Origin of the sequence: Campylobacter concisus (assembly GCF_002914005.1) — a bacterium.
Lineage (GTDB): Bacteria > Campylobacterota > Campylobacteria > Campylobacterales > Campylobacteraceae > Campylobacter_A > Campylobacter_A concisus_N.
The window spans coordinates 26,094-43,781 of the sequence record NZ_POZU01000008.1 but is presented as its reverse complement, the minus strand read 5'-3'; the positions used below and the strand labels follow the sequence as shown (position 1 = coordinate 43,781).

16 protein-coding genes, 1 tRNA gene and 1 rRNA gene are annotated in these 17,688 nt (G+C 39.1%); 9 read left to right on the top strand and 9 right to left on the bottom strand.

All coding sequences use genetic code 11. The features are described from left to right. Positions 1-182: 182 nt before the first annotated feature. The 3 genes from CYP54_RS00785 to CYP54_RS00775 all read left to right on the top strand — a co-directional run bounded on the left by CYP54_RS00785 (position 183) and on the right by CYP54_RS00775 (position 3,885). Positions 183-1,169 carry a PepSY-associated TM helix domain-containing protein gene (locus CYP54_RS00785; RefSeq protein ID WP_258033570.1) on the top strand — a complete coding sequence of 329 codons (987 nt, stop codon included), beginning with the start codon at positions 183-185 and terminating at the stop codon, positions 1,167-1,169. Between the two features lie 39 nt (positions 1,170-1,208). Continuing rightward, the gene (locus CYP54_RS00780; protein WP_103603809.1) at positions 1,209-3,284 is read left to right on the top strand and encodes a TonB-dependent siderophore receptor; all 2,076 of its coding nucleotides are present in this window, start codon (positions 1,209-1,211) and stop codon (positions 3,282-3,284) included. A gap of 88 nt (positions 3,285-3,372) precedes the next feature. Continuing rightward, positions 3,373-3,885, top strand: a complete 513-nt coding sequence (locus CYP54_RS00775; RefSeq protein ID WP_103603808.1) for a chemotaxis protein — start codon at positions 3,373-3,375, stop codon at positions 3,883-3,885. Positions 3,886-3,950: 65 nt separating this feature from the next. Here CYP54_RS00775 and CYP54_RS10030 read toward each other — a convergent pair whose 3' ends face one another. From CYP54_RS10030 to CYP54_RS00745, 7 genes are all read right to left on the bottom strand, one after another. Further along, on the bottom strand, positions 3,951-4,520 hold the full coding sequence (locus CYP54_RS10030; protein WP_258033569.1) for a cation:proton antiporter: 570 nt from the start codon (positions 4,518-4,520) through the stop codon (positions 3,951-3,953). A 65-nt stretch (positions 4,521-4,585) separates the two neighbouring features. Further along, positions 4,586-4,870, bottom strand: a complete 285-nt coding sequence (locus CYP54_RS10025) for a cation:proton antiporter domain-containing protein (protein WP_258033568.1) — start codon at positions 4,868-4,870, stop codon at positions 4,586-4,588. Next, entirely contained in the window at positions 4,842-5,459 is a 618-nt protein-coding gene (locus CYP54_RS10020) for a cation:proton antiporter domain-containing protein (protein ID WP_258033567.1), read from the bottom strand. The genes CYP54_RS10025 and CYP54_RS10020 overlap by 29 nt, the downstream gene beginning before the upstream one ends. 166 nt (positions 5,460-5,625) lie before the next feature. Further along, positions 5,626-6,687, bottom strand: a complete 1,062-nt coding sequence (locus CYP54_RS00765; RefSeq protein ID WP_103603807.1) for a type I restriction endonuclease — start codon at positions 6,685-6,687, stop codon at positions 5,626-5,628. A gap of 104 nt (positions 6,688-6,791) precedes the next feature. After that, positions 6,792-6,879, bottom strand: a tRNA-Ser gene (locus CYP54_RS00760). Positions 6,880-7,387: 508 nt separating this feature from the next. Then, positions 7,388-8,191: a M48 family metallopeptidase gene (locus tag CYP54_RS00750; RefSeq protein WP_103603806.1), complete on the bottom strand. Its 804-nt coding sequence runs from the start codon at positions 8,189-8,191 to the stop codon at positions 7,388-7,390. 492 nt (positions 8,192-8,683) lie between these two features. After that, a complete protein-coding gene (locus CYP54_RS00745) occupies positions 8,684-9,652 on the bottom strand; it encodes a putative transporter (protein WP_103582375.1) in 969 nt (322 codons plus the stop codon). Positions 9,653-9,760: 108 nt separating this feature from the next. On the opposite strand from CYP54_RS00745, the gene CYP54_RS00740 reads away from it, so the two are divergent. Then, positions 9,761-10,207 carry a DUF411 domain-containing protein gene (locus tag CYP54_RS00740; protein ID WP_087577987.1) on the top strand — a complete coding sequence of 149 codons (447 nt, stop codon included), beginning with the start codon at positions 9,761-9,763 and terminating at the stop codon, positions 10,205-10,207. A gap of 43 nt (positions 10,208-10,250) precedes the next feature. Here CYP54_RS00740 and CYP54_RS00735 read toward each other — a convergent pair whose 3' ends face one another. After that, entirely contained in the window at positions 10,251-11,564 is a 1,314-nt protein-coding gene (locus CYP54_RS00735; RefSeq protein ID WP_103603805.1) for a sodium-dependent transporter, read from the bottom strand. 201 nt (positions 11,565-11,765) lie between these two features. Here CYP54_RS00735 and CYP54_RS00730 point away from each other — a divergent pair, with 201 nt between their 5' ends. The 3 genes from CYP54_RS00730 (at position 11,766) to CYP54_RS00720 (ending at position 14,735) form a co-directional block, all read left to right on the top strand. Beyond that, a complete protein-coding gene (locus tag CYP54_RS00730; RefSeq protein ID WP_258033574.1) occupies positions 11,766-13,076 on the top strand; it encodes a hemolysin family protein in 1,311 nt (436 codons plus the stop codon). A gap of 243 nt (positions 13,077-13,319) precedes the next feature. After that, positions 13,320-14,165, top strand: coding sequence for a fumarate hydratase (locus CYP54_RS00725; protein WP_103603803.1), 846 nt, complete (start codon positions 13,320-13,322; stop codon positions 14,163-14,165). A gap of 9 nt (positions 14,166-14,174) precedes the next feature. Continuing rightward, positions 14,175-14,735, top strand: coding sequence for a Fe-S-containing hydro-lyase (locus CYP54_RS00720; protein ID WP_103603802.1), 561 nt, complete (start codon positions 14,175-14,177; stop codon positions 14,733-14,735). 32 nt (positions 14,736-14,767) lie between these two features. On the opposite strand, the gene cheQ is transcribed toward CYP54_RS00720, so the two are convergent. Continuing rightward, on the bottom strand, positions 14,768-15,241 hold the full coding sequence (cheQ, locus tag CYP54_RS00715) for a cheVAW transcriptional regulator CheQ (RefSeq protein WP_103603801.1): 474 nt from the start codon (positions 15,239-15,241) through the stop codon (positions 14,768-14,770). 96 nt (positions 15,242-15,337) lie between these two features. On the opposite strand from cheQ, the gene CYP54_RS00710 reads away from it, so the two are divergent. After that, complete coding sequence (locus tag CYP54_RS00710; protein WP_103603800.1) at positions 15,338-15,712, top strand: RidA family protein; 375 nt, start codon at positions 15,338-15,340, stop codon at positions 15,710-15,712. A 444-nt stretch (positions 15,713-16,156) separates the two neighbouring features. Then, a 16S ribosomal RNA gene (locus tag CYP54_RS00705) occupies positions 16,157-17,667 on the top strand. Positions 17,668-17,688 lie beyond the last annotated feature (21 nt).

The following is a 17,688-nucleotide window of genomic DNA, read 5'->3' as shown; positions in this document are numbered from 1 at the left end:
TTTTAAATATTATCAAAGTAAATTTTGAGTAAGATTGCGAGCCATTATCAAAACCTACCATCAAAAGGCTTTAAAACAAAGTGAAATTTCTAAATTAAAAATTTTTTTTATAAATTGCACACTTATTTATCTCTTTTATTTTTTATTCCACTTGCAGTAGTTTGTTTTAGCGGTGCTATTTTTTGGTTTATAAAAATGAGATAAATAATATTTTTATTCCAGAGCTTGTAAATGCTAATCTAAAAACCCAAAGAATAAGCCTTGAAAAGATAAAAGAGCTCCTTGCCAAAGAGCTAAATAATTATGAAATGGTCTGCATAAATATTGATGCCGACCATAAAAAATGCGACAAAATTTGGTTGATCGAGCACAATGACAGCCAAAAAGAGTGGAAATTTATCTATTTTTACGCTTTTGGCGGTAAGATAAAGAGCGAGCCACTCGCACATGATGAGGGATTTTTTGGAGTTTTAACCGAGCTTCATGAGTCGCTATTTCTAGAAAAGAGCGGTCACATTATCCTTACTTTAACCGCTATTTTCACGTTTTTTATCTGCATAAGCGGCTTTGTGATTTATAGAAAATTTTGGCTGACACTACTTAGGCTTCGTGTAAATAGGCTAAATGTTTTTATGAGTGACATTCATAAAATGATAGGAATTTTTTCTACGCCTATTTTACTACTCATTTGCATAAGTGGTTTCTGGTGGGAATTTCAGATGGCACGCATGCCAGAGTTTAAAAATGACTTCGTGATAGATGCAAAAATTTATAATAAAAACCTATCTCTTGACGAGCTGGTAGCCCGCTCAAAAAATGATCTTGTTGGCTTTGAGCCACACTTCATCTCACTGCCTTTTATGCAAGGAGCAAACATACGCCTTTTTGGCTATGTAAAAGATCAAAATTTCTTGCATAACGAATATTCAAGCATATTAACTTACGATAAAAATAACGGCGAATTAGTAAGTATTTTGGACATAAAAAATGCAAATCTAAGCGAAGAAATTCTCTCAGCATTTAGAAAATCGCACTTTGGTAACTACAACCAAATCACAAAATTTATCTGGTTTTTGGTTGGTGTTTCACCGCTTATTTTAAGTATCTCAGGGCTTTATTTGTGGATTAAAAGAAATTTTAAAAGGAGAAAAAATGAAAAAAATTTTTAATTAGTTTGGTTGCATTAAATTTGATACAACCTCAAATTTTTGCTAGCCAAAGCGATAAAATTTTTAGAGGCAATCGATGTCGTAGAAAGTGAGCGAAGAGATGACACAAACTACTTTGCAAAAGAGCTTGTAAAGAGCACAACAAGGCTAAATTTAACCTCTCGTCAGACGCCTCAGTCGCTAACCGTGCTAACAGAAGCAAGACTAAAAGATCAAGGCATCAAGGACTATCAAGTGCTTCTTAGAAATATCCCAGGCGTCACGCTAAACAAATGGGACGAGCGCGTATATCCGACAGCTCGTGGCCTTAAGATAGATTATTACTTGCTTGATTCGATGCCTAGCTTTGGCGGTTTAAGCCTTGGCGCAAATGATATGAGCTTGCTGCCTTATGAAAGAGTTGAGGTGGTAAAAGGGGCAAATGGCCTACTTGCAGGCGCTGGCAACCCAGCTGCAAGCTTAAATTTCATAAGAAAAAGAGCAGACTCAAAGGAGCTAAAAGGAAATTTTGGCGTAAGTGCTGGCTCATACGATAGATACGGCGTAAATGGCGATGTGCAAACGCCAGTAAATGAGAGCGGAAGCGTTAGAGCAAGGCTATCTTTTATGCATGAGAAGTCGCACTCTTATATGGATTATTACAACCGCAAAAATAGCGCGATTTACGGCGTAGTCGATAGCGACATAGGCGATAACTCATGGCTTAGCCTTGGTGCGTTTTATCAAGAGCTAAGACGACGTGGCGGTAGGTGGGGCGGCATGCCGGCATTTTACACAGATGGCTCTAGGACAAATTTTAGTAAAAATGAAATTTTCTCTCAGCCTTGGACTAGGTGGGATATAAAGACGCTTGATTTTTATGCTGATTTTAAGCACTATTTTGAAAATGAAGCGAGCTTAAATTTAAGCTACTCATTTAGGCGCGCAAATACTGATTCAAATTTACTTTATTACGGCGGAAGAGGTAGCCTAGGAGAAGTAAATTTAGACGGTACTGGCAACATAGGTGGTCTTAGCGCTTATGCAAACAAAAGAGAGGAGAACATCCACAACGTAGATGCATACGCAAATATCCCTTACGAGATAGCAAATTTATCCCATGAGTTTGTCTTTGGCGCGATGTATAACAACTATAAAAAAAGTAGCGATAAGGTAAGTAGCTACTGGCTACAAAAGACCACACCAGCTGGGATTGCTTATACGGCAAGAAGTAGGATAGACTTTAAAAACTTACACCTTGATGATCCAAAACTCCCTTACGAAGATCAAAACAATAAAGACAAAACGATACAAAAGGCATTTTACGCGGCAAATAAACTATCAATCACCGATGAGCTTAAATTTTTGCTAGGTGCCAGGGTGAGCTACTACAAATACGAGATCGAGGGTGGCAAAGACAATAGAAATTTCACAAATGAGATCACACCATATCTTGGCGTCACTTACGACATCGGAGCAAATCACACTCTATACGCCAGCTATACGAGTATATTTAAACCTCAAAGCGTAAAGGATGCAAACGACAAATATCTTGATCCGATCCAAGGCAAAGACTACGAAGTGGGCATCAAAGGTGAGTATTTTGATGGGGCACTTCAAGCAAGTCTTGGCGTCTTTAAGATCGTGCAAGACAAGCTTGGTATAGATACTGGCAAGATAAATCCAGCGACAAATGCCAAAATATATGAATCTGGCAAGGGTGTGACAAGCAAGGGTGTCGAGCTAGATCTAAATGGCGAGATCACTAAAAACTTAAGCCTAAGCTTTGGCGCAACGCACTTTAACGCAAAAGATGCTAATGGCGAGAAATACGCCACTGACTCATCAAGAAGCACGGCAAATTTATTTGCAAAGTATGAATTTAGAGACTTTAGAGTAGGGGCTGGAGCTATATATAAGAGCAAAATTTATAATGGCAAAGGCGCAGATGAAATCACACAAAAAGGCTACACTTTGGCTAATTTAATGCTTGGTTATAAATTTGCTAAAAACTTTGACGTGCAGCTAAATATCGATAATCTCTTTAACAAAAAATACTACGAGGGTATCGGCAAAAATATGATGGTTTATGGCGATCCACGCACCTTTAATCTCAGCTTTAACTACAATTTTTAATCTAATTAAATCACCAGCTAAATAAGCTGGTGATAAATTTCAACTCCTAAAGTGTATAATTAGAAAAATATATTTTAGGATGAGTGTCATGTTTAAAGTAGAGGTTATTTATAAATTCTGTCTTGTTTTAGTTCTTATTTTGGGGCTTTGTATGCTCGCATTTTCTGGTGTAAATTTTGCACTTGGCGAATATAACGAGTATCTATTAAATGCCCATAAAATCGCAGGTTTTTTAATATTGCTTGCTGCAACACTTCATGTTATAAATCGCAGAAAGAAGCTAGTAAAACTAATAAATGAAACAATGGATGTGCTAACACGCAGTAAAAATCCAAGCATTTGCAACATGGACCGCATCATCGCCTCACTAGAGCCATACAGCATAACTAAAATTTCGCAAATGCTGGGCTTTGACGAGGCTATTTTTTGCGAAACTTTACGCAAAAATGGGGTTAAATTTAATGACTCTAGCCAAACTCTACGCCAGATCGCACGAATGAATGATGAAAAGATATTTTTCGTGCTAGTTCTTATAATCGAGGCGAAATTTGGCAAGAGATTTTGTGGTGCGGTAAGTTGCAATGTCGGAAGAAAATTTTAGTGCTCGCTATGCGGCTGCCACTTCTGCTCTTCAAGGTCGATGTGATATAAAAATGTCCTAATGACCTATTCGTCGATCTTTGGGTCTTTGTTTAGCTCACAAAGCGCCTTTCTTTGTTCCTCTAAAATTTTAAAATACCTCTGTCTTGTCTCGTCGCTGATCTCAAAATTTTCACTCTCAAGCTCGAAATTCCAAATCTCTTCAAGCTTTTGAAATAAAAAATGCTCATCGCCCACAAATTTCTCTTTTTTAAATTTAAGCGAAGCCTGGGCAAGTACCTTTTTAATCTTGATCCTTGCAAGCTCATTTGGCATGTGGTCGTCAAAGTCTGGAAATTTCGTATTTTTGATGAGTAGTGGCAAGCTTAAGCTCTGAACTACGAGCCTTAGTAAGATCACGACAAACGTTATAAACAAGATGAGGTCTCTGTACGGAAATGGCTCACCCCCCCCAGCCATGGCAGGGATAGAAAGCGCCGCAGCTAGCGAGACTACGCCTCTCATGCCAGCCCAGCCGACGATAAATGGTGTCGCCTTTCCTGGGTTGCGATCGTCCGCCACGCTGATAAAGCGCTTCATAAACATCGTGATATAAACGGCGCTATAAGATGCCATAACTCGGATAACAATGAGCACAGCAGTTACTAAAATACCGTAAGAGATGGCCTCAAAGAGTGAAACACCACTGCGTTTAAGTCCTGTTAAATTTTAGGTAGGTCAAGGCCGATCATGGTAAAGGCAAGGCCATTTAGTAAAAAGATGAAGTTGCTCCAAACGGGCACTGTGTGGATCCTTGTTGCAGCGGTAAAAATTTCATTTTTCTTAGTTGAGAGATAAAGTCCGCCACAAACCACCGCCAAAACGCCGCTAGCGCCAAGCTCCTCAGCCAAAATATACATGATATAAGGCGTTGTAATCGTCATGATCGTGTCGCTGTTTTCGTCAGTTGGCAAAATTTTATGTAAAAAATAAGCCGCAAATGCCACCAAAAAAACCAGCTAAAACGCCGTCAACCACCATCCAAACAAAGCTAACAGCCGCCTCATACCAGATAAACTGCCCAGTCGTGACCGCAATTGTGGCGAAGCGAAAGATGATGAGCAAAGAGGCATCATTTAAAAGGCTCTCGCCCTCCAAAATGGCGCTGATCCTGCGTGGGGCTTTGACAAATTTAAGGATAGCTGCCGTACTCACCGCATCTGGTGGCGAGACGATGCCTCCTAGCATGAAGCCAAGGGCGAGCGAGAAGCCAGGGACGACTAAATTTGCTATCACTGCGACTGTTGCTGCGCTTATAAAAATCACGATAAAGGCAAAACTGCTGATCATTCGGCGCCATTTAAAGAGCTCTTTTAGCGAGTTTGCCCACGCAGCCTCGTAAAGAAGCGGCGGTAAAAATATGATGAAGATAAGCTCAGGATCGATCTTGATGCTTGGTAAATTTGGCACAAAACTAATGGCTAGTCCGCCAAGGACTAATAGCGCAGGATAGGCGATCTTTAGGCGGTTTGAGACCATCACCAAGGCGATGATGATAGCTAACAGTGCAAAAAATAGTAGTAAATGTTCGATCATTTTGTCTCTTTTTGGGTTTAATAAATTTGCATTAAATTTAGGAGATTTCAGCACTTTAGGTTTAAATTTTTAGTCGTTTCGGATTAATTAGCTTTATATAGGCTTAAAATGTGTGAGAGTGAATTTATCTTGGTAGAGCAAAAGCTCCGCCAAGATAGTTTTGGTGTTAATTTTGAGCAGCGTAAAATTTAGCTACCTCACACAATTTTTCAGAATAGGCATAAATATCCTCGATCCTATCAAGCTGAAATCTTGTTTCGTTTTTTTCGCTATCCATTATGCCTATTTGTTTTTTATTGTCAGTGAAATATAGTCTACATATTGGCTTTCGGTTATTATCATTAAAAAATATTGCAAAGTAAGACTGAGCGTCTCTATGTGTTATATTCTCTACGTTTGTAACCGCTGCCAATATCGCCCTAACAATGTAAAAAGCGTCTAACTCCTCTTGCGTGGTTACGATCTTGTTTTCGTCTTCTTGAGATGGCAAAGGCTCGGCTTCTTTCTTTGTTTCTTTATCTAATGCTGACGTCAGTCTATCCCTTACCATATCATTTATGCGTTGAGCAAAAACCGCTTTTAATAATGGTGTAATTTGGTCTATTCTTTTTTCGGTAGCTACCTGATCGCTTATTTTCTTAAAAAAGAACGCTGTAAATTCACGACTAGGGTTTTCAATCTCTGCCGCTACGATTTTGTCTAGTTCGTTAGTATATTTTAGGTTGTTTGCTGTATTAAAAATATTTTCTAAGTCAAAATTCTTTTTATGAAATTTCTCAAGCTCAAGCACTTGTGTATCTTTTATTTTCGTCACATCAAAGCTTAAAAATGGCGTTGTGTCCATTATATTTTTTTCTTCTAAGTCGGTATAAAATTTATAATCACGACCATTTGTCAAAATCGCAAATTTAGCCTTGCTGACATTAAAGTATCTAAGTAGCTGTGACTCGTTTTTGGCGTTAAGCTCCGCCCCTATCTTTTTACACTCAATTAATAGCACTGGCTCGTTGTTTTGAAAAATAGCATAGTCTATACGCTCGCCTTGCTTTGTGCCAATATCTTGTGTGTATTCTGGCATTACTTCTAATGGGTTGAAAACGTCGTAACCTAAAGCCCTAATAAACGGCATTATAAAAGCATTTTTTGTCGCTTCCTCTGTCGTTATACTAGCCGCTAATTTTTCTATATTAGTGGCTATCTCTTTTATTTTTAACTTTACTTCATCCATAAAACACCTCCTATTTTTGCTATTTTAATAAATAGTTTGCTTGTTATTTTAACAATTAAAGGTAAAGTGAGGGTCAAATTTTAAGAGCTGTAGACGCTATTTAATGGCGGGTAGAGAGAGATTCGAACTCTCGGTGAGTTGCCCCACACACGCGTTCCAGGCGTGCTCCTTAAACCGCTCGGACATCTACCCATGAAGAAGTGGAATTATATCTTTATTTGCTTAATGCTTGGCTTTTAGAGCTTTAGCCCCAAGATAACGACATCTTTATACTCGCCATCTATCAGGCAAACGCCCGGCAGTTCACCCCATTTTTCAAAGCCAAATTTTAAAAACAGCCCAAGGCTTGCTTTTTTTGCTAAAGATTAGTGCGATGATGTTTTTTAAATTTAGCCTCTTTGCCTGATCTAGACTTTGACTTAAAAGCTGCTTACCAATGCCAATGTCAAGAGCCTTTTTAGCGACATATATGCTTATCTATGCGCTTATATCGTAAGCGATCTTGGGATTAAAATCACTAAGCAAAACGCCAGCCTAAAATTTCACCATTTTCTTTATAGACAAAGATTGAGCAAGAGTTGTTGTGAGCTTTAACCCAGGGCTCTCGCTAACTAGCCGAATATCAGCAGTCGTAGTTTTTTAAAATGTACTAGTTATAAATTTGAGCAACCATTTCAAGATCGCTCAAATTTTTTGAAGCCTAGCCTTTTTTGGCTGCTTGATAGATCGGCTCAAGCTTTGCTGCGATCTCTTTTAGATCCTTGATCCTGCTCTCGTTTGATGGGTGTGTGCTTAAAATTTCAGGCACCTTTCCGCCACTCATCTTACTCATTTTTACCCAGACTTCGACCGCTTCTTTTGGATCGTATCCGGCTCTTGCCATTAACTCAGTGCCGATGTGATCAGCCTCGGTCTCATGTGAGCGAGAAAATGGCAGCGAGATGGTGTATTGACTGGCTAAATTTAGTGCACTCGCTCCAAGGTCTCCAAGACCTGTGGCGGTTGCGACAGCGAAAATGCCGATGTTTTTGAGCTGGTCGGTGCTGGCTTGCTCTCTGCTGTGCTCTCTAAGTGCGTGAGCGATCTCGTGACCCATGACCGCTGCTAGCTGTGCATCTGTCAAATTTAGTCTCTTAATGATGCCGCTATAAACGACGATCCTGCCTCCTGGCATACACCAAGCATTTAGAGTATCTTCGTTTATGACATTTACTTGCCACTTCCATTTTAGAGCGTCCTCTCTGAAAACGCCAGTTTGTGCGATCAGCCTTTTTGCGATCTCTTGAACTCTTTTTGTGAGGATCGGATCGACGTTTAGCTCGCCTTTACTTCTAGCAGCTGTTAGCGTCTTTACGTATGCTTGGGCTGAGCTTTGCTCCATAGCTTCTGATGAGACTAACATAAATTGCTTACGATCAGCACCAACAACGCCTGCTTTTGTAACGCTTGAGCAGCCAGTGAAGAGCAAACTAGTTGCTAACAATGTAAGTAGAAATTTTTTCATTTTTATCCTTTTTGGACTAAAATTTGCGTATTATAGCCTGAGTTAGATATGCATTGTTAAACGAGGGGGAAATTTAATTTTTGGAGCTGAAACGGCTTACAAATTTTAAAATTTGTCAGAAATTTTCTAAAATAAAACGCATGCAGTGCGCCAGCACGATTGCATGCCACTCCTAACGTGCGAGGGGTTTAGGGGATTAAAAAGGGGGATAAGGGGATGGCTTCGTAATTCAAGTCCCCTTGTCTCCCTTTTAAATAAAAAGAAATTTACGAATTTAATAAAGCTATTTTGCAAATTTTAAAATCTCATTCACTCGCAAGAATTGACTACTAAAATTTGTATGATACTTCCATAAAATCAGAGAGAATTTACTTGTCTTGTTTCGTTTTTCTCTTGGCTTCGCTTATAGCTTAGCTCAAATTTTAGAGCCGAAATTACTCGCTCATGAAATTTTAAAATTTACTAGAGTTTATTTGGTACGTAAATTTACGCCTATGCCTTATAGTTTATATTTCTCTCAAATTCTCTCAAACGTTTATTTACAGATCTTAGCTCTGTTATTGTCGTCCAGTTGTCGATAAAGACGCTAAAACTCTCTCTAACTTGAGAAAAAGCATTGCTAGCTTGTATAAGCACACCAAGCGTTATAACGCCGCTAAATAGGCCATTTCCCATGATGACATAAGGCACGATGACAAGAATTTGCGAAAAAGAGATGAGCCAAAGGTTGAAGTAGCCGTAGTGCAAAAAGAGCTTGTAGTAGTTTAGCTTCACTCCTGTAAAAAGCTCTAGCATGACGTTTGGTTGGCAAAATTTAGACTTATCATCCTCACCGTAAACCAGCTCTTTTCTAAATGCCGCTTCTGCTTTTTGGTTGTTATACTCGATATGCGGGAGTTTAATGCCCACAAACCACGAAATAATCAGGCCACCGATGCTAATTATTAAAGCAATATAAACAAGCGAGCCCTCGATATCTTTGATGTAGGGCAAACTCACACTCTTACTTAGCTCCCAAAGCACTGGTATAAAGGCAATTAGCGTCATGATCGCCCTTAAAACTTGCACGCCAAGGCTTTCCATTATTTTGGCAAAGCGGTAGACATCTTCTTGGATACGCTGTGAACTGCCTTCGATATCACTTTTGCAGTTTTGCCAAAATTTTAGATATCTAAATGTCATCGCCTCTCTCCAGCGAAAGACCCAGTGGCTAGCAAAAAACGAGATCACGGTGTAAGTCACGACGTAAGGCATAGCGATTTTTATAAAGTTAAAAATTTCTCGCCAAAACTCACTTACGTCATGATCTTTTGAGTTTTGCACGATGTCGTAGAAATTTTTATACCACTCGTTTATACGGACATTTAGGTGTGTTTGATAAACAAGAAGTAAGATGATAAATATTGCTCCGCCATAAGCCCAGAGTGCCCATTTTTTATCTTTAAAAAATGATGAAAACATAAAGTGCCTTTTGTAAATTTTGGCGAATTATAGCAAGCAATATTAAGCATTTATATAAAATTTAAATGCGAGCTATATCATTTTGCAAATTTTACGTAAAGGAAAATGATGAAGAAATTAGCATTTTTGGCTCTTGGCTTTTTTGCAACATTTGCGTTCGCGGCTGATATGAAGGTCTATAAAAGCCCAACTTGTGGATGTTGTACTAGCTGGGGTGAGGCGATGCAAAAGGCTGGATTTAGCGAAGAGGTCATAAAAGTAGATGATATAGCTAAAGTTAAGAAAGAATTTAATGTGCCACTAGAGCTTTCAAGCTGCCATACAGCAATCATCGATGGATATATCATAGAAGGTCACGTTCCAGCCGATGAGGTAAAACGTCTACTAGAGCTTAAGCCAAAAGACGTAGTTGGTATCGCAGTACCTGGTATGCCGATGGAGAGCCAAGGTATGGAGCAAGGCAGCAAAGCTGAGCAATACGATGTGATACTATTTAAAAAAGATGGCTCGCAAGAAATTTTTGCTACTTACATCGGCACAAAAAAACTAAGATAACTTCAAAAATTTTTAAATTTAGCTCATTTTTAGTGAGCTAAATTTAAAAAGAAATTCCCTTACTTACGGCTATGATACAAAGTAAAAATGTTAGCGGAACATAGATAAATTTGCCTACAAAATACCAGAAATTACCATAAGACTTATTTGCTCCAGAATTTATCTCGTCTAAAATTTCATCTTTTTTAATAATCCAAAACCAAGAAATAGCACCGATTACCGCGCCGATTGGAATAATATAGATCGACACAAAGTCCATCCAAGGTCCCCAACTGCTAATAAGCTCCATAAATGCTCCTATGCCAAAGCAAACTGCACAAAGTAGCGTGAGTGTCCAAAATCTATTAAGAAACGGAAATTTATGCATTAGTGACTCGGCGACTACTTCAAACATGTTTTGAAGCGAGGTGATGCCACCAAAGATAACAGCTGTAAATAAAATAATGGCAAAAATTTGTCCGCCGATCATATTTTGTAAAATTTTTGGAAGCGTTACAAAAAGTAGCTTTGGACCTTCGGCTGGATCCATAGCATAGGCAAAGACCGCTGGAATCATAACAAGAGCGGCCACAAGAGCTGCGATAGTATCAAAAAAGGCCGTAGTTTTAGCACTTTCAACGATATCTTCGTCTTTTGAAAGGTAAGCTCCATAAACTATCATGCCAGATCCTGTGATAGAGAGCGAGAAAAAGGCTTGACCCATCGCAGAAACCCATACCATTGGGTCTGCAAGCTTACTAAAGTCAGGGATAAAAAGGAATTTATACCCATCAAATGCATTTGGTAGCATCGCGACATTTATAGCCAAAATGCTAAACAATACGAAAAACAGTGGCATCATTATTTGATTTGTTTTTTCGATGCTTTTTGCTCCAAAAAATAGCGTAAGAAGCGTGCCAACAACGATGATAAAATGATAAGGCAAGACTGAGTAATCTTGAAGTGCAAATGAGTTAAACCAAACATTCGTATCAACGTTCATAAATGAGCCAGTAAGCGCCTGAGTAAGGGCTTTTAGTACGTAGGCGATGATGACTGCGTAGCCAATAGCTATACAAAGTGAGCCAGCAAGCGGAAGCCAGCCAATAATACTGCCAAATACGCCTAAATTTCTACTTTGCCAAGCATATTTATATGATCCAAGCGTACCAGTTTTTGCACGTCTGCCAATCGCATACTCTGCACTTAGACCAACGTATGAAAAAAGAGCTATGAAAAAAACATAGATGAGTAAAAACGCCGCACCGCCATTTGTGCCAAGTTTATAAGGAAAGCCCCAGACATTTGCCATGCCAACTGCTGATCCAACACAGGCCAATATAAATGCCCAACGCGATGAAAAATTCTTTTTGCTCATTGTAAAATCCATAAATTTAGTGATGAAAATAATGTTATCAAAATATGATTTAAGAACTTTTTATAAATCTTAAATTTAAGAAATGTTGTTACTTTTGAGCGCGATTAATTTGACCGCTAAATATAAATTCGCTATAATCAGGCAAAAATTTTTAACTCTTAAGGATTATAATTGAACCCCAGTAGCGATAATTCGCTTTTAATGGTAATACTTGCCGTTGTATTCATTTTACTAAACGCATTTTTTGTTTTATCAGAATTTTCCCTTGTCAAGGTTCGCAAGTCTAGACTTGAAGAGCTTATAAAGGAGAAAAAGCCAAACGCCCAGCTTGCTTTTGAAATGTCAAACAAGCTTGATACCTATCTTAGTGCCACTCAGCTTGGCATCACGCTAAGCTCACTTGCCCTTGGTTGGATCGGTGAGCCAGCAGTTGCAAGACTTATAGAAGCCCCACTTAAAAATTTCTTCAACTTTAGCGATATCTTAGTTCATACGGTTGGTTTTGCGATCGCATTTACGCTTATTACGCTACTTCACGTTGTAATGGGTGAGCTTGTGCCAAAGTCAGTTGCTATCGCAAAGGCTGAAATTTCAGTCCTGAAAATCGCTCGTCCACTTCACTTTTTCTGGGTGCTATTTTCGCCTGTAATTAAGCTTTTTGATATTTTAGCGACTATTGGACTTAAAATTTTAGGCATCCAGCCAGCCAAAGAAAATGAACTAGCGCACTCTGAAGAAGAGATAAAAATCATCGTTGGCGAGAGCTTAAAGGGTGGTGTGCTTGATAGCTTTGAGACCGAGATCATTAAAAATGCAGTTGATTTTAGTGACACAGTCGCAAAAGAGATCATGACGCCAAGGCGCGATATGATCTGCATAAATAAACAAAAAAGCTTTGAAGAGAATTTACAAGTCGTATTTGAGTCAAAATACACTCGTTTTCCTTATATAGACGGCTCAAAAGATATCATTTTGGGCATGATACATATTAGAGATATTTTGCAGCTTCACTTTAGCAAAGATAAAGAGAAGAGTTTTGACTCAATTGTTCGTAAATTTGTCATCGTGCCTGAGAGCCTTTCTATATCAAAAGTACTTGTAATGATGAATAAAGAGCAAATTTCAGCTGCGCTCGTAGTTGATGAGTATGGCGGCACAGCCGGACTTCTTACGATGGAAGATATAATGGAAGAGGTGCTTGGTGATTTTAATGACGAGCACGATGAAGTTGATCAGCACTATAAAAAGATAAATGACAATATTTACGAATTTCAAGGCAGATACGATCTAGAGAGCGTAGAAGAGGTTCTTGGTATAAGCTTTGACGAAGAGACAGATCAAGTTACAATCGGTGGATATGTCTTCAACTTAATCGGTCGCTTGCCAGTTGTAGGTGATAAGATCGAGGATGAAAACTGCTACTACGAAGTAAGAAAGATGGATGGAGCCAGTATCTCACGTGTAAAAGTTAGAAAAAAGATAAAAAATGAAGAGGAGAGCATTCAATCTTAAATTTATATATTTATGGCTTAAATAAGCCATGTTGCGTAAATTTCTATCAATATTGTGATGCTCTAGACTCAATTTCACCATCGCTTATTTCACTAAATTTTTGTTTTAGACAAGTCTTCTAGTTGTAGTCAAACAAAATAAACTCATATAAATTTTTTCGAGTAGATATCCAGCAGTAAAATTTAATCTTAAATTTTAAATATAGTTAATATAATTAAAAATTGTTTTTTACGAGGAGTAAAGATGAGAATAATAAATGTAAAAGATATAAGAGAAGTCGTTGCTAAGCTTTGCAAACAGGCCTGTTATGTCGTGACGCCAGATTTAAAGGCTGCTTTTACAAAGGCTCAAAGTAGCGAAAGCTCGTCGCTTGGCAAAGACATTTTGGGCAAAATTTTACAAAATGCTAAGCTTGCAGAAGAGGGCGTTGCACCTATCTGCCAAGATACCGGTATGACTGTTGTTTTCGTGCAGATCGGCCAAGATGTGCATATTGAGGGTGGATATATTGAAGATGCGATAAATGAGGGTATTGCGGAAGGCTACATTGAAGGCTATTTAAGAAAGTCAGTCGTTGCTGAGCCACTTTTTGAGAGAAAAAATACCACAAATAACACTCCAGCCGTCATCCACACTAGAATCGTACCAGGAGATAAGCTAAAGATAAAAGTAGCTCCAAAAGGTTTTGGTAGTGAGAATAAATCAGTTTTAAAAATGCTTGTGCCAGCTGATGGTATAGAGGGTGTAAAAAAAGTCTTTTTAGAAGCTGTAAAATATGCTGGACCAAACGCCTGTCCTCCACTAACAATAGGTGTTGGCATAGGCGGTACGATGGATAAGGCAGCAATTTTAGCAAAAGAGGCGGCAGTTCGTTCAGTCGATAGTAAAAATTCTGATCCAAGATATGCCAAATTAGAAGACGAGCTACTAGAGCTTGCTTGTAAAACCGGCGTTGGTCCTCAAGGGCTTGGTGGCGATACTACTGCCGTAAAAGTAAATGTCGAGTGGTATCCAACCCACATAGCAGGTCTTCCTGTTGCTATAAACATCAACTGCCACGCTGCGCGCCACGCAGATGCCGAGCTTTAAGGAGAGAAAATGTCAGAAGTAAAAAGAATAATAGCACCATTTGATAAAGAGGTGGTAAAAAGCCTAAAAGCAGGTGATAATGTCCTAATATCAGGCACTATCATAGCAGCTCGTGACGCTGCACATAAGGCACTTACTGAAACATTGGCGCGCGGCGAGAAGCTACCAGTTGAACTAAAGGGTGAGACTATCTACTATGTCGGACCAACTCCAGCCAAACCAAATCAAGCTATCGGAGCAGCAGGCCCAACAACAAGCGGTAGGATGGATAAATATACCCCAACTATGATAAATGAAGTTGGCATAAATGGTATGATCGGTAAAGGCTACAGGAGTGACGCAGTAGTCGAGGCTATGAAAAAATCATGCTGTGTTTATATGGTTGCTATCGGCGGCATCGGAGCGCTCATTAGCCAAAGTATAAAAAAATATGAAGTGCTGGCTTATCCAGAACTAGGACCAGAGGCAGTTGCTAGGCTTACAGTTGAGGATTTCCCAGCAATAGTTGCCATTGACTGCGAGGGTAATAACTTCTATGAAGTCGGTCAAGCACCTTACAAAAAGATATAAATTTATCCCGCTAGCAAGCTAGCTAGCGGACTTTAGTAATATCCAAGACACATCGTTTCAGTTAATTTTATACGTTTTTCAAATGGAGCAGGTGAGAAAAATTTGCATTTTTCAATGTAAATTCTATAAGAATAGCTAAGATTAAAATCATCATAAAATTTCTTCAAGTCTATAAATTTGATACCGCAAATCTCATAAAATTTAAAGAGCTCGTATATCTTAGAGCCATTTTTTGCTACAAGATGAGAAGGAGCAAGCGAGGTAAAAGAGCAAAATACGCCTGTTGGAATAAGTCCATTTAAAGGTGTGCAGGTTTTTACAATGTTTTGAAATTTGGCTGGAATGCTATTTTTTCTAAGAAAAACTATTCTTGAGTTTTCAAATTTAGCACTTATGACGTTTCTCCAAAAAAGATAAGCATTTGATGAGATGCCAGCATTTTTAGCCAACTCAGCACCGAGCACATAATCATCTAAAAACTCATTTGGTGCGAGTATATTTTGCATCTTCATCCTTTTGAAATTTTGTCCATTATAGCTTTTGGAGACTAAAAATTTAGAAAATTTATAGTAGGATTTTAAAAAATTTCAAAAGGAGAAAATATGAAAAAACAAATCTCAACAAAAAATGCTCCACAAGCGATTGGACCATATTCTCAAGCTATTAGTTCAAATGGATTTTTATTTATCTCAGGTCAGCTTGGTGTCACACCAGCGGGTGAGTTTGCAGGTAGTAGCGTAGAGGCCCAAGCTGAGCAATCGCTTGAAAATTTAAAAAATATCTTGGCTGAGGCAGGGCTTACTTTTGATAATGCTGTAAAGACCACAATATTTCTAGCAGATATGGGAGATTTTGTTAAAGTAAATACTGTGTATGCTAAATTTTTTAAAGAGCCTTATCCTGCCAGAAGTACAGTAGCTGTTAAGACCTTGCCAAAAGACGCACTTGTGGAAATAGAGCTTATCGCGGCTTATTAATATACATTTTGTAAAAGTTCACATAATTTCAATGTTTAAATGATGGAGAGTAAAAACTCTCCAAATTTATACTTCAAAAACTAAACCCTTAAGTCTACTAATAAAAATACATACTTTAAAATTTTTAAGCGCCTAACAATTTTTTCTAAAATTCCCTAAATATTTCAACTATCTTTAAGTATTACTCGTATATAATTCCAGCTCACGAAACAAGAAACCACCTTTAACTTCATTGGTTAATAAAGCCTTTTCTTTTTATCGTTGTTCTTTTAACTTACAATTGTTAAACTATTAGTCAATCTTTGAAATCTAAACAAGTGATCGATTGAGCCAGTCTATTATGATTAAATAATAGATTAGACAAACTAATAAATAAAACTAAAAGTTTTTTTGATTAAAAACTTCATAATAAAATCCTATCAAAATAAATTTTGCTAGGTAATTAATATGGAGAGTTTGATCCTGGCTCAGAGTGAACGCTGGCGGCGTGCCTAATACATGCAAGTCGAACGGACAAGTAAGAGCTTGCTCTTATGAGTTAGTGGCGCACGGGTGAGTAATGTATAGCTAATCTGCCCTACACTAGAGGACAACAGTTGGAAACGGCTGCTAATACTCTATACTCCTGTCTTACATAAGTTAGATAGGGAAAGTTTTTCGGTGTAGGATGAGGCTATATTGTATCAGCTAGTTGGTGAGGTAATGGCTCACCAAGGCTATGACGCATAACTGGTCTGAGAGGATGATCAGTCACACTGGAACTGAGACACGGTCCAGACTCCTACGGGAGGCAGCAGTAGGGAATATTGCTCAATGGGGGAAACCCTGAAGCAGCAACGCCGCGTGGAGGATGACACTTTTCGGAGCGTAAACTCCTTTTGTTAGGGAAGAATAATGACGGTACCTAACGAATAAGCACCGGCTAACTCCGTGCCAGCAGCCGCGGTAATACGGAGGGTGCAAGCGTTACTCGGAATCACTGGGCGTAAAGGACGCGTAGGCGGATTATCAAGTCTCTTGTGAAATCCTATGGCTTAACCATAGAACTGCTTGAGAAACTGGTAATCTAGAGTGAGGGAGAGGCAGATGGAATTGGTGGTGTAGGGGTAAAATCCGTAGAGATCACCAGGAATACCCATTGCGAAGGCGATCTGCTGGAACTCAACTGACGCTAATGCGTGAAAGCGTGGGGAGCAAACAGGATTAGATACCCTGGTAGTCCACGCCCTAAACGATGTATACTAGTTGTTGCTAAGCTAGTCTTGGCAGTAATGCACCTAACGGATTAAGTATACCGCCTGGGGAGTACGGTCGCAAGATTAAAACTCAAAGGAATAGACGGGGACCCGCACAAGCGGTGGAGCATGTGGTTTAATTCGAAGATACGCGAAGAACCTTACCCGGACTTGATATCTAACAAATCATCTAGAGATAGAAGAGTGTCTGCTTGCAGAAATGTTAAGACAGGTGCTGCACGGCTGTCGTCAGCTCGTGTCGTGAGATGTTGGGTTAAGTCCCGCAACGAGCGCAACCCACGTCATTAGTTGCTAACAGTTCGGCTGAGCACTCTAATGAGACTGCCTTCGTAAGGAGGAGGAAGGTGTGGACGACGTCAAGTCATCATGGCCCTTATGTCCGGGGCGACACACGTGCTACAATGGCATATACAATGAGAAGCAATATCGCGAGATGGAGCAAATCTATAAAATATGTCCCAGTTCGGATTGGAGTCTGCAACTCGACTCCATGAAGCCGGAATCGCTAGTAATCGTAGATCAGCCATGCTACGGTGAATACGTTCCCGGGTCTTGTACTCACCGCCCGTCACACCATGGGAGTTGATTTCACTCGAAGCCGGAATACTAAATTAGTTACCGTCCACAGTGGAATCAGCGACTGGGGTGAAGTCGTAACAAGGTAACCGTAGGAGAACCTGCGGTTGGATCACCTCCTTTCTAGAGTACATATAGATATTC

Coding starts and splice junctions, on each gene's coding strand:
- CYP54_RS00765 (WP_103603807.1), bottom strand. CDS start 6,687: ATGGATGAAGTAAAGTTAAAAATAAAAGAGATAGCCACTAATATAGAA.
- CYP54_RS10020 (WP_258033567.1), bottom strand. CDS start 5,459: ATGATCGAACATTTACTACTATTTTTTGCACTGTTAGCTATCATCATC.
- CYP54_RS00730 (WP_258033574.1), top strand. CDS start 11,766: ATGGTAATACTTGCCGTTGTATTCATTTTACTAAACGCATTTTTTGTT.
- CYP54_RS00740 (WP_087577987.1), top strand. CDS start 9,761: ATGAAGAAATTAGCATTTTTGGCTCTTGGCTTTTTTGCAACATTTGCG.
- CYP54_RS00750 (WP_103603806.1), bottom strand. CDS start 8,191: ATGAAAAAATTTCTACTTACATTGTTAGCAACTAGTTTGCTCTTCACT.
- CYP54_RS00720 (WP_103603802.1), top strand. CDS start 14,175: ATGTCAGAAGTAAAAAGAATAATAGCACCATTTGATAAAGAGGTGGTA.
- CYP54_RS00710 (WP_103603800.1), top strand. CDS start 15,338: ATGAAAAAACAAATCTCAACAAAAAATGCTCCACAAGCGATTGGACCA.
- CYP54_RS00735 (WP_103603805.1), bottom strand. CDS start 11,564: ATGAGCAAAAAGAATTTTTCATCGCGTTGGGCATTTATATTGGCCTGT.
- CYP54_RS00725 (WP_103603803.1), top strand. CDS start 13,320: ATGAGAATAATAAATGTAAAAGATATAAGAGAAGTCGTTGCTAAGCTT.
- cheQ (WP_103603801.1), bottom strand. CDS start 15,241: ATGCAAAATATACTCGCACCAAATGAGTTTTTAGATGATTATGTGCTC.
- CYP54_RS00745 (WP_103582375.1), bottom strand. CDS start 9,652: ATGTTTTCATCATTTTTTAAAGATAAAAAATGGGCACTCTGGGCTTAT.
- CYP54_RS00775 (WP_103603808.1), top strand. CDS start 3,373: ATGTTTAAAGTAGAGGTTATTTATAAATTCTGTCTTGTTTTAGTTCTT.